This is a genomic window from Martinezella lusitana, assembly GCF_010668395.1.
Classification (GTDB): domain Bacteria; phylum Pseudomonadota; class Alphaproteobacteria; order Rhizobiales; family Rhizobiaceae; genus Rhizobium; species Rhizobium lusitanum_A.
The window spans coordinates 19,546-31,848 of the sequence record NZ_WUEY01000014.1; the positions used below are offsets into that span (position 1 = coordinate 19,546).

10 protein-coding genes are annotated in these 12,303 nt (G+C 62.5%); 7 read left to right on the forward strand and 3 right to left on the reverse strand.

Features of this window, described 5'->3' with window-relative positions:
* Positions 1–193 precede the first annotated feature (193 nt).
* The 7 genes from GR212_RS24835 (at position 194) to GR212_RS24865 (ending at position 8,023) form a co-directional block, all read left to right on the forward strand.
* On the forward strand, positions 194–1,330 hold the full coding sequence (locus GR212_RS24835; RefSeq protein ID WP_163990565.1) for a transporter substrate-binding protein: 1,137 nt from the start codon (positions 194–196) through the stop codon (positions 1,328–1,330).
* Positions 1,327–1,908, forward strand: a complete 582-nt coding sequence (locus tag GR212_RS24840) for an ANTAR domain-containing response regulator (RefSeq protein ID WP_163990567.1) — start codon at positions 1,327–1,329, stop codon at positions 1,906–1,908. Before GR212_RS24835 ends, GR212_RS24840 begins: the two co-directional genes overlap by 4 nt.
* Complete coding sequence (locus GR212_RS24845) at positions 1,908–2,756, forward strand: ABC transporter permease (RefSeq protein ID WP_163990569.1); 849 nt, start codon at positions 1,908–1,910, stop codon at positions 2,754–2,756. Before GR212_RS24840 ends, GR212_RS24845 begins: the two co-directional genes overlap by 1 nt.
* Complete coding sequence (locus GR212_RS24850) at positions 2,756–3,676, forward strand: ABC transporter permease (protein WP_163990571.1); 921 nt, start codon at positions 2,756–2,758, stop codon at positions 3,674–3,676. The genes GR212_RS24845 and GR212_RS24850 overlap by 1 nt, the downstream gene beginning before the upstream one ends.
* Before the next feature lie 26 nt (positions 3,677–3,702).
* A complete protein-coding gene (locus tag GR212_RS24855; RefSeq protein WP_163990573.1) occupies positions 3,703–5,322 on the forward strand; it encodes an ABC transporter substrate-binding protein in 1,620 nt (539 codons plus the stop codon).
* 77 nt (positions 5,323–5,399) lie between these two features.
* Positions 5,400–6,344, forward strand: coding sequence for an acetamidase/formamidase family protein (locus GR212_RS24860; protein ID WP_163990575.1), 945 nt, complete (start codon positions 5,400–5,402; stop codon positions 6,342–6,344).
* Positions 6,341–8,023 (forward strand): ABC transporter ATP-binding protein, encoded by a 1,683-nt coding sequence (locus GR212_RS24865; protein ID WP_348643527.1) that lies wholly within the window; start codon positions 6,341–6,343, stop codon positions 8,021–8,023. Before GR212_RS24860 ends, GR212_RS24865 begins: the two co-directional genes overlap by 4 nt.
* 143 nt (positions 8,024–8,166) lie before the next feature.
* Here the strand turns inward: GR212_RS24865 and GR212_RS24870 are convergent, their stop codons facing one another.
* From GR212_RS24870 to GR212_RS24880, 3 genes are all read right to left on the reverse strand, one after another.
* Positions 8,167–10,233 carry a methyl-accepting chemotaxis protein gene (locus GR212_RS24870; RefSeq protein WP_163990822.1) on the reverse strand — a complete coding sequence of 689 codons (2,067 nt, stop codon included), beginning with the start codon at positions 10,231–10,233 and terminating at the stop codon, positions 8,167–8,169.
* A gap of 289 nt (positions 10,234–10,522) precedes the next feature.
* Positions 10,523–11,329, reverse strand: coding sequence for an MBL fold metallo-hydrolase (locus tag GR212_RS24875; RefSeq protein ID WP_163990823.1), 807 nt, complete (start codon positions 11,327–11,329; stop codon positions 10,523–10,525).
* A gap of 170 nt (positions 11,330–11,499) precedes the next feature.
* Complete coding sequence (locus GR212_RS24880) at positions 11,500–12,300, reverse strand: inositol monophosphatase family protein (RefSeq protein ID WP_163990579.1); 801 nt, start codon at positions 12,298–12,300, stop codon at positions 11,500–11,502.
* Between the last annotated feature and the right edge of the window lie 3 nt (positions 12,301–12,303).

Genomic DNA, 12,303 nt, shown 5'->3' on the forward strand with positions numbered 1-12,303 from the left:
GTCCGACAGGGGCCTGAACTTAAGAGCGGCTTCCGACTTGACAAACCTAAAATGACCGTATTTTAATCACGCTCAAGATATGAGCAGATTTGCTCGGTCTTGACATGACTTCGCTTGTCGAAGGGCAATAGCGCCCCACAACGCCCCGGTTTCCGGGATCCGCGTTGTGGGATTTTTTATTTTTGGGGTTTCGATGCAAGACGTCGTGAAAATCGGCATTCTCTACTCGACCACCGGGCCATATGGTTCGTTGGGACGCGAGGCCCGGCTGGGCGCCGAATTCGCACTCCACGACTACCAGCGGAATGGCGGCGACAAGGCGGAACTCGTCTTCTTCAATCCGCACGCGGACCTCTCCGCCTATCTCGAGGGCGCACGAAGCCTCATGCGTGACAGCGGCTGCCGGCACATCGTCGGCACGATCACCTCGGCGGCGCGCAAGGAAGTCATTCCGCTTGTCGAGAAGCACGATGGCCTGCTCTGGTACATGTGTCCCTACGAGGGTTTCGAGGCCAACGAAAACGTCATCTATATCGGCGCTTGTCCCAACCAGCATCTGATCCCGCTGTTCGAGCATCTGATCCCGCGCCACGGGTCGAGGCCCTATCTCGTCGGGGCGAACTACGTCTGGGGCTGGGAGATGAACCGGCTCGCCCGCGAGCTGATCGTCAATGCCGGCGGAACCATCCTGGGCGAGCGCTACCTGCCGCTCGAAGAGACGGCCGTCGAACGCATCGTCGCCGACATTGCGGAAAAGCGGCCAAGCTTCATCCTCAACAATCTGATCGGTCCGTCGAGCTACGCGTTCCTGGCGGCGATCAGCGAGCTTGCCAAGCGTGACCCGGCATTCCTGCCGGAAAACTGCCCGGTTGCCAGCTGCGATCTTACGGAATGCGAACTGGCGGATATTGCCGGCGGGGCCGTCGGCCAGCTTTCGGCGCTCTCCTATTTCGATGGCTTGAACACCAGCGAGAACCTTGCCTTCAAATCCCGCCTGAAAGCATGGCGCCCGCAGACCGGCAAGGTCTCCACCATGTTTGCCAGCTCCTATACGGCGGTCGCCCTTTGCATCGCGGCGATCGAAGCCTGCGGCAACGACGATCCCGTCATGGTCAGGCAGGAAATCGTCTCGCGCTCCTGGCCGTCGGTGCTTGGCGATCTCGTTGTCGATCCGACGACCAACCATGCCGCCTTGCCCTTCTATCTCGGCCGCATCAATTCGCAGCTTGGGTTCGATCTCATCGCGGCGGAACCGGCCATCCCCGCCGACCCCTATCTGATCACGAGCAGGCAGAAGCCCGCTCGGCACCTTCGCGTGGTGCAATCATGAACGGCACGCCCAATTTCGCCGGATGGCGCGTCACGATCCTTGCGGAGGACGACACCAATACCGAGAGACTGAACCGCCAGCTCATCGTCCTCGGCATGCGGGTGACCCGCCAATGGAAGCCGATAATCGTGAGCGAGCTGCCCGATCTCGTCATGGTCGACGTCGATCGCGGATGGGACGAGCTGATCCCGTGGAGCGGCGACAAGCCGCTCAGGCCCGTCGTCGCCATTCTCGGCTCGGAAGCCCCGGGCCGTATCGCCTGGGCCTTGCGCCAGGGGGCGGGCGCAATCATTCCAAAGCCCGTGGTGGCGTCCGCCGTTTTCCCCGCGCTGGTGCTGGCGGTGTCCATTCACGAGGAGCGGATCAAGGCGGCGGGGCGGATCGCGCATCTGGAGGAGCGGTTGAAGCTCAGGCCTGTCGTCTTTTCGGCAGTCGAGAGGCTGAAGGCCGAGCGCCAGATCGACGATGAATGCGCCTATGCCATCCTCAGAAACTGCGCCATGCGCCGGCGTCTTCCGGTGGAACAAATCGCCGCCTTCTTCCTGGTCGGCTCAGAAACACTGTCCGAGGTCGGCTGATGCGGGTACTCAAGGAACTTTGCCGGCAACCTGCGGGGTTGTTCGGCCTCGTCATCGTCGTGGCTGTCGTGGCCATGGCGATTGCCGCGCCGTGGCTCGCGCCCTTCGACCCTGACAACCAGATGTTCGACGGCCTGACCCTCGAGGGTGCGCCCATGCCGCCGGGCGGCCAGTTTCTGCTCGGGACGGATACGCTCGGGCGCGACCTGTTTTCGCGACTGCTGTTCGGTGCAAGGACATCGCTGGTGATCGGCCTGGTCGCCAATGGCGTCGCCGTCACGATCGGCCTCTTCGTCGGCGTCATGGCCGGCTATCTGCGCGGCTGGGCAGGCAGTCTGCTGATGCGCTTCACCGATCTCATGATGGCGTTTCCGGCGCTGCTGCTCGCCATCGTGCTTGCGGCAATCCTGAAGCCCAGCCTGTGGATCGTCGCCATGGTCATCGCGCTGGTGAACTGGGTGCAGGTGGCGCGGATCGTCTATACCGAGACGCGCGCGCTGGTGGAGCGGGATTTCATCATGGCCGAACGCGCGCTTGGCGCCGGCCATGCCCGCATCGTCGTCCTCCACATCCTGCCGCATCTGCTGCCGACGGCCATCGTCTGGGGAACGCTCGGCATTGCAACCACCGTTCTGCTCGAGGCGACGCTTTCCTTTCTGGGGGTCGGCGTCCAGCCGCCGCAGCCATCCTGGGGCAACATCATTTTCGAAAGCCAGAGCTACTTCCAGGCGGCCCCCTGGCTGGTCTTCTTCCCCGGCGCCATCATCCTGCTGACCGCCCTTGCGTTCAACCTCGTCGGCGATGCGCTGCGTGACATCCTCGATCCGACCCAGAGAGGCAGGGGCTGATGCTGAACGTTCTCATCAGGCGTCTCGTCCAGTCGGCGCTCATCCTGCTCGGCGTCGCCGCCATCACCTTCATCCTGCTGTATGCCCTGCCGGCCGACCCGGCCCGCATGATCGCCGGCCGCAGCGCCACGGCGCAGACGGTGGACAATATCCGCCGCGAACTCGGCCTGGACCAATCGTTGCCGACGCAGTTCCTGCACTATCTCAACGGCTTGCTGCATGGCGATCTCGGCCGGTCCTACGCACAGAAGACGCAGGTGATGACGCTGATCCTGGCGCGGTTGCCTGCCACGATCACCTTGATGGCAGCTGGCATCTTCGTCGAAGTGCTGCTCGGCCTGACGCTCGGCATCATCGCGGCGCTCGATCGCGGCGGCCCGACCGATCGTCTGGTGATGGCGTCCGCTTTCGTTGGCGTATCGGCGCCGCAGTTCGTCGTGGCTCTTCTCCTGCTTTATCTGTTCGCGGCGACACTCGGCTGGTTTCCGATGAGCGGCTACGGCAGTTTCTCGAATATCGTTCTGCCCGCCGCCACGCTCGGCCTTCTCGGCGCCGGCTGGTATGCCCGCATGGTCCGCTCCGCCATGATCGACGTGCTGAACCAGGATTTCATCCGCACGGCGCGCGCCAAGGGTCTGTCCGGGCGGCGTATCATCCTGCGCCATGCCCTGCCCAACGCCATCCTGCCGATCATCGCCATGATCGGCATCGACATCGGGCAGTTCATGGGCGGCGTGGTGGTGGTGGAGGCAGTCTACGGCTGGCCCGGCATCGGGCAGCTGGCCTGGCAGGCGATCCAGCAGGTCGACATCCCGATCATCATGGGGGTCACGCTGACCTCCGCCCTCGCCATCATCCTCGGCAATCTCGCGGCCGATCTCATCACGCCGCTGATCGATCCACGTATCCGCTCGCACTGAACCACACGAAAAAGGGGAACTGACCTATGTTCAAAAGCTGGTTACTCAGAACGACGACAGCTGCCATGCTGGCCTTCATGCCGCTGGCAGCCCATGCCGCCGATCAGCCGACGCAAGGCGGCGACATCATCGTCACCTACAAGGACGACATCACGACGCTCGATCCGGCGATCGGCTACGACTGGGTGAACTGGTCGATGATCAAGAGCCTGTTTTCCCGGTTGATGGATTATGAGCCGGGCACGGCGAAGCTGGTTCCGTCGCTTGCCGAGAGCTTCACCGTCTCGCCGGACGGCCAGACCTACACCTTCAAGTTGCGCAAGGGCGTGAAGTTCTCGAACGGCCGCGAGGTTGTCGCCTCCGACGTCAAGTATTCGATCGAGCGTGCGGTCAATCCGAAGACGCAGGGGCCCGGCGCCGGCTTCTTCGGCGCGATCAAGGGCTATGACGACATGTCGGCCGGCAAGGCCGACAATCTTCCCGGCATCGAAGCGCCGGACGAGAGCACCGTCGTCTTTCATCTGAGCCGCCCGGATGCGACGTTCCTGCATGTGCTGGCGATCAACTTTGCCTCGGTCGTGCCGAAGGAAGCCGTGGACGCTGCGAACGGCGATTTCGGCAAGCATCCGGTTGGCTCGGGCACCTTCATCCTCAAGGACTGGACCATCGGCCAGAAGCTCGTCTTCGAACGCAACAAGGACTATTTCGTCAAGGACGTCCCGCATATCGACAACTTCACCGTAGAAGTGGGCCAGGAGCCGCTGGTTGCGTTGCTGCGCCTGCAGAAGGGCGAGGTCGATATCGTCGGCGATGGCATTCCGCCGGCGAAGTTCCTGGAAATCAAGAATTCGCCTGATGGCGCGAAGATGATCGTCGATGGAGAGCAGCTTCACACCGGCTACATCACGCTCAATACCAAGGTGAAGCCGTTCGACAATCTGAAGGTCCGCGAAGCGGTCAACATGGCTGTCAACAAGGACCGCATCACGCGTATCCTGAATGGCCGGGCAACGCCCGCAAACCAGATCCTGCCGCCGCTGATGCCGGGATACGACAAGTCTTTCCCGGGTTTTGCCTATGATGTGAAGAAGGCGAAGGCGCTGCTGGCCGAGGCCGGCTATGCCGACGGCTTCTCGACCGTGCTCTACTCGACCAACACCGATCCGCAGCCGCGCATCGCCCAGTCGATCCAGCAGGATCTGGCGGCAATCGGCATCAAGGCCGAGGTTCGTGCTCTTGCACAGGCCAACGTCATCGCTGCCGGCGGCACCGAAGGCGAAGCGCCGATGATCTGGTCGGGCGGCATGGCCTGGATCGCCGACTTCCCGGATCCGTCCAACTTCTATGGTCCGATCCTGGGTTGCTCCGGCGCGGTTCCCGGCGGCTGGAACTGGTCGTGGTACTGCAACAAGGCGCTGGACGAGCGCGCCGTCGCAGCCGACTCCATGTCCGATCCGGCCAAGGTGGCCGAGCGTCAGGCGGCCTGGGGCAAGATCTTCACCGACATCATGGCGGATGCGCCATGGGTGCCTGTCATCAACGAGCGGCGCGTCGTCGCAAAATCGCCGCGCATGGGCGGCGCTGACAGCATCTACGTCGATCCTACCCGCGTCATCAACTACGACGCGATCTTCGTGAAGCAGTAAACTCGATCAACGAACCCGCTCCCTCGAACTCCGAGGGGGCGGGATGGCAATCAGCGGATTTGACCCCGGAGACCCTCATGTGCATCGCCTGCACCCACACCATTCATCGCGCACAACATAACTTTGGCTGGAACAAGGATTTTCCGCCGGCGCTGACGGCCAAGGCCGGCGAGACCATACTATTCGAATGCCTTGATTCCTCGGGCGGACAGCTGGGTGCCGACGCGACGTTGGAAACGCTCGTCAATCTGGACTTTGGCAAGATCAATCCCGTCTCCGGTCCGGTCTATGTGGAAGGCGCTGAGCCTGGCGATGCGCTCAAGGTGACCATCCGCAAGTTTCATCCGATCGGCCACGGCTGGACGGCGAATATTCCGGGTTTCGGCCTGCTGGCGGACCAGTTCAAGGAGCCGGCGCTGCACGTCTGGACCTATGACAGCGTCACCATGGCGCCATCCGCTTTCGGCCCCGGCGGTCGTGTGCCGCTCAAGCCTTTTACCGGAACGATCGGCGTGGCGCCTGCCGAACCCGGACTGCATTCCGTCGTGCCGCCGCGGCGCGTCGGCGGCAACTTGGATATCCGTGACCTGACCGCCGGCGTCACGCTCTATCTGCCCGTCGAAACGGAAGGTGCTCTTTTCTCGGTCGGCGATACGCATGCAGCCCAAGGGGATGGCGAGGTCTGCGGCACGGCCATCGAAAGCCAGATGAACGTCGAGCTCACCCTCGACCTCGTCAAGGGTGCGAACCTGCAGACGCCGCGCTTCACCACGACGGAGCCGGTAACCAGGCATCTCGACGGTGCCGGCTATGAGGTAACGACCGGCATCGGCCCGGATCTGATGACCGGCGCGCGCGAAGCGGTCATGCGCATGATCGATCTTCTTGTCGCCGAACATGGCCTCAAGCCTGTCGATGCCTACATGCTCTGCTCGGTATGCGGCGATCTCCGGATCAGCGAGATCGTCGATATGCCCAACTGGGTCGTGTCCTTCTACTTTCCAAGGATCGTCTTCGCGTGACCAGTCAAAGCGGCCGTCCAGCGGTTCTCTCCGTCCGCAATCTGAGCGTCGATGCAAGAACGCCGGAAGGGCTGAAGCGCATTCTCGACGACGTGAGCTTCGACCTAGAGCCAGGCAAGACGCTTTGTCTTGCCGGCGAATCCGGCTCGGGAAAATCGGTAACCTCGCTGTCCATCATGGGGTTGCTTCCCAAGACCTCGCTCAAGGTTGCCTCCGGCCAGATCCTACTGGAGGGCCGCAATATCGTGGGCATTCCGCATCGCGCGCTTCGCCGGATCCGCGGCGGCGAGGTGGCGATGATCTTTCAGGAGCCGATGACGTCGCTCAATCCTGTGATGACCATCGGCGAGCAGCTTGTCGAGGCAATTCGCGAGCATCAGGCCAACACAGCCGACAATGCCGCGCAGATTGCCAAGTCGATGCTCGACGCTGTTCATATCAACGATGCCGCCAGGCGCCTGAAGCAATATCCGCATGAGCTTTCGGGCGGCATGCGCCAGCGCGTGATGATCGCCATGGCGCTGTCCTGCCGCCCCAAGGTGCTGATTGCCGACGAGCCGACGACGGCGCTCGACGTCACCGTTCAGGCGCAGATCCTGACGCTGATGCGCGAGCTTCGCAGCGAGTTCAATACCTCGATCCTCCTGATCACCCATGACATGGGCGTCGTGGCGGAAATGGCCGATCGCGTCGCCATCATGCAGCATGGCCGTATCGTGGAGGAGGGCGATGCGCTCACCGTCTTCGGCGAGCCGACCCAGCCCTATACGCGCGAGCTGTTGGCCGCCGTGCCCCGGCTTGGGGCGCATGCCGGAACGGACGAGCCGCCGCGCGTATCGGATGCGCCGGGGCGGGCCGTATCCGATACGCCCATTCTCGATGTTCAAAAGCTGAGCGTGACCTATGGCGCGAAGCGAGGTTTCTTCGGCAAGGGGGTAAGCAGCGCGCCGACCGTCAACGAGGTTTCCTTCGCGATCAAGGCCGGGCAGACGCTCGGATTGGTGGGAGAAAGCGGCTCCGGCAAGTCGACGACGGGCAAGGCGGTGCTCAATCTCATCGCTTTCGATGGCAGCGTGAAGATCGAAGGGCGCGAGGTCCAGGGACTATCGCCGGCAAAAATGCAGCCGACGCGTCGTGCCGCTCAGATGATTTTCCAGGACCCCTACGCCTCGCTCGATCCGCGCATGAATGTCGGCGCAGCGGTCGCCGAGCCGCTGGTGATCCATGATGTCGGCAATGCCTCCGAACGCAGGGATCGTGTCGCCGCATTGCTGAAGCGCGTCGGGCTCACGCCGGATGCCGCGACCCGCTATCCGCACGAGTTTTCCGGCGGGCAGCGCCAGCGTATCTGTATTGCGCGGGCGCTTGCGCTGGAGCCAAAACTCATCGTTGCGGACGAAAGCGTGGCTGCGCTCGATGTTTCGGTGCGTGCGCGCGTTCTCGACCTGATGCTTGAGCTGCAGGAGCAGATGGGCCTTGCCTATCTCTTCATCTCGCACGACATGGCCGTCATCGAGAAAATGTCGCATCACGTCGCGGTCATGCGCGGCGGCCGCATCGTCGAGATCGGCACGCGCCGGCAGGTTTTCGAGAATCCGGGCGACGACTACACGCGAAACCTGATGGCCGCGGTCCCCATCCCGGACCCGGCGCACTACAGGCAGGCGCAGCAGGGCTGATACTACGCGCCACATGAGCCATGGGGGTGGTTCGGAGAGGATGCGAGCAACGGCTCACCCCTCGTCGTGCGAATGTCGAGTTTTGCCGCCCGCCTTCCTGCTTTCGCATTCAGGCGGGCGGAACTGGTTTCAGACTGTATTCGTCAGGCGGCGCGGCGCGTGCGCGCCTCACGGACGGCCTGTTCGGCAATGCGAAACTGAGCGAGCAATTCGTTCAGCGTGGCCGCCTCGGAAGCAAGGCCATGGCTTGCCGCCGTCTGTTCCTCGACCATTGCGGCGTTCTGCTGAGTGCCCTGGTCCATGGTGTTGACCGCGACGTTGATCTCCTGCAGGCCGGTCGACTGTTCGCGGGAAGACCGGACGATCGCTTCGATGTTCTGGTTGATCTCCTGGACATCGCGCACGATCACGTCAAGCGCCTCGCCCGTCTGGTTGACGAGGGTGACGCCGTTCTTGACCTGCTCGCCGGAGGCGGTGATCAAGGATTTGATTTCCTTGGCGGCCTGAGCGGAGCGCTGCGCCAGTTCGCGAACTTCCTGCGCAACCACGGCAAAGCCCTTGCCGGCTTCGCCCGCGCGGGCCGCTTCGACGCCGGCATTGAGGGCGAGCAGGTTCGTCTGGAAGGCGATATCGTCGATGACGCCGATGATATTGGAGATTTCGCCCGACGACTTTTCGATCATGTTCATCGCGCCGACGGCCTTTTCGACGATCTCGCCGGATTTCTCCGCACCGCTGCGGGCGCGTGTGACGAGCTGACCGACTTCCTCGGCCCGGCGGGCGCTGTCCTTGACCGTGGTCGTGATTTCCTCAAGCGCTGCGGCAGTCTCTTCGACGGAAGCTGCCTGCTGTTCGGTACGCCGCGCAAGGTTGTCGGCAGCCGAGCGGATTTCCGTCGCGCCGGTGTCGATTGCCCGTGCATTGCGGCCAACGGTAGCCATGGCGTCGTGCAGTCGTGCGACCGATGTATTGAAATCGGTCCGCAGGCGGTCGAGATCGCCGACGAAAGGAGTCGTGATGCGATGCACCAGATCGCCGTTTGCCAAACGACCAAGTCCATCGGCAAGCGAATGCACGGCGGAGGCGATCTGCTCTTCCTCGCTGGCCTTCAGCGCTTCGCGCTCCCGGCGCTCCTGCTCGCTGAGCATGCGTGTTTCCTCGGCCTCCTTCGTCAGGCGGCCTCGCTGGATCATATTGTCCCGGAAGACGGCAACGGCTGCTGCCATGCGTCCAAGCTCGTCCTTCCTGTCGGTCCCCGGTATTTCGGCGGAGACGTCACCGCCTGCAAGCCGGCCCATGGCGCTCGTCATCTGCAGCACAGGGCGCACGACGAGGCTCGACAGCAGCGCAGCCAATACAATGATCAGCGTGACGACGCCGATGACGGTCGCGACCGTGGCGGCGATACGGAACTTGGCGATGCTGGCGAATGCCATGTCGCGGTCTATCTGAACTCCCAGATACCAATCGGAGCGCGGCAGGCCTTCGATGGGCAGGAAGCTGACGAGAACGGGCTTGCCGTTGAAGGTCGTCTCGGAAATGCCGGAACCGATCGTCGGCGTCGCTTGCGGAAACGCGTCCGTGAGCTTCTTGGTGACCAGCTGCTGGTCCTGGTGGACGAGAATGGTTCCGTCGTTCTTGATCAGGAAGGCCGATCCTTTCCCGCCCATCGTGACCGCCTTGATCATGGAAACCAGCGAGCCAAGGGAGAAATCGCTGGCGGCAACGCCGAACAGCTTGCCGTCGCGCTTGACCGGCATGGCGGCGCTGATGATCAGATTGCCCGTCGAGGCGTCGTTGTAGGGATCGGTCAGGACCAGCTTGTCGGCCTGCACCGCATCCTTGTACCAGGGGCGCTTGCGCGGATCGTAGCCTGCCGGAAGCTCCTGGTTGGGAACGCTGGTGAAAGCGCCTTGCTCATCGCCCACGTAGGTCGACATGAACTCCCGCAACAGAACGGGATTGTCGAAGGCGCTGGCGATGCCAGCCGGATTTCCGGCCTTGGCGGCGGCGTTGGCTGCGAGCTCGGTCAGCATGACGCGCGCATTCAACCAGTTCGAAATGCTCTGGGACGCCTGCAGGCCGGAGGATTCGATTTCTCCCTTGACCGCGTCGTGGGCGACGCCGCGCTGGAGACTGTCGATATAGATTGAAAAGCCGCAGAGGGCGGCAATGACAACCAGTGATGCCACCACCAGTATCTTCGTCATCAAATTGAAACGGGTCTGCACGGGATCGGTCCCTATAAGTTGTCCGGCAGGTTGATGATCGCGGACATCAAGAAGCCGGACGCGCCAAACGACATGGTCATTCCCAGCAAATGCCGTCATGGCGCCGCGCATGCCTTAATGAGACATGCGGTCAGATATGATGCAGAAGCGTTAAGGTGTCTTTAATCACGATGGATCGCAGGCCTCGCGATGGAAACCGCGGTGCGATTTATGAACGATCGGCCGGCGGGATCCATATCGAAGATGGCATTCGAAGCGGATTGAAACCCTAGCTGGCGATCGCTTCCAGATATCTCTCCGCGGAGCGCTCCACGATGCGATTGCCGTCGTTCTCGATCGTTCGACCCGGGAATGCGCCGTAGATCGCTTCAAACCGGTATGGCCGCACCGCCTGCGCAATCGCCTTCACGGCTTTGGCATTGAGGGGAACGAGGTTGGGGTAGCTGCGCATGAAGCTGACATATCGGCGATCCATGGTCACCTGCATGGTGTCGCCGACGAAGAGGGCGCCGCGCCTATCTTCGAGCCATGGGCAATGCAACACCGCGCTGCCCTCGAAATGTCCGCCGCAGCGGATCATGGTGGCCGGGCCTATCTCCAGCGACTCTCCCGTTAAGGGGCGAAGCGCAGCAGAGGTTCTCTGCACCCATCGACCATCGTCGGCGTGAATATGGATCGGCGCGTTGCCGAAGGCCGCACTCCATTCGATCATCGATGCATAGAAATGCGGGTGGGAGATTGCGACCGCACTCAGGCCGCCCATGGCGACAATCCGGGCTTTGCTGGCCTCGTCGATGAGGCTGAGGCAGTCCCAGAGGATGTTGCCCTCCGGTGTCTCGATCAGGAAGGCGCGCTGGCCGATGCCGAAATCGGGTGAAATCTGCAGGCTGTGAATGCCCTTGGCCTCCTCTTTCCAGACGATACAATGCGTCGCGCGGAGGGTTGTCATGTCGGTCCATTGCTGCCCCGATTGCGGTACGAACTGGCGATCGTCCTCGCAGATGGGGCAGGTTCGTGGAGGCTCGATGTTTTCATCGAACTGCGTGCCGCAAGCGGCACAGATAAAACAGGTCATCATCAGGTCCTCGCCAATCCGCTCTCCCGGATCAAGCCGGAAATGCTCGCAGCGCCGCTACCCACGGGCCATCCGCTATATTGGCGCAATCGTGCCGAGTTCCAGGCTGGGGTGAACTGCGACTTGCCATTTCGGACGGTCGCAGCTCTGTCGGGATATCGGCGTCGGCTTTAAACGCCGGCGATCTTTCGCAAATCGTCGATCGCGCCGGGCGCTGCGCCGAGAACCACCGATCCCTTGGTCAGGCGTTCGCCTTCGGTCGGGAAAGGATGGTACCAGCCGCCGGCCTCCTTCACGAGGCAATAGCCGGCAAGGCAATCCCAGGCGTGCATATAGGGTTCGTAGTAGCCGACGAGGCGTCCGGCCGCGACATAGGCGAGCATCAGCGCACCCGAGCCGTTGCGGATGAAGTTGCCACCGGCCTCCAGGACCTGCTCGACCATTTTCGCGACGAAGGCCGGGGTGACGTGATTGTTGGCGCCGATCCCGGTCACGGCATTGCGGATGTTGCGGGTGTCATCGAGCTTGAGGCTCTTGCCGTTGAGGGTGGCGCCCTTGCCGAGCGCGGCGACGTAGAGCTCGTCGTGGCACGGCGCCGAGATGACGCCGATCACGGGAATGCCGTCGTGCAGCACGGCGATGGAAACGCACCAGTTGGGCATGCCGTTGACGAAGGGGCTTGTCCCGTCGATCGGGTCGACGACCCAAGTGTAGCCGGACGTGCCCGTTTCAAGCCCATACTCTTCGCCGAGAATACTGTCATGAGGGTAAGCCTCGTGGATGCGGCCGCGGATGAGATTTTCGACGTCCCGGTCGGCGATCGAGACGACATCCTGCAGGTCGCGCTTGGTTTCGATGACCAGCGTCTCGCGGCGTTTGAAATAGTCGAGAGCGAGTTTTCCTGCTTCGTGGCCAATCGCTTCGGCCAGCGCAAGACGTGTTTCGAGATCGGCGGGAGATGCGGATGTCATTCA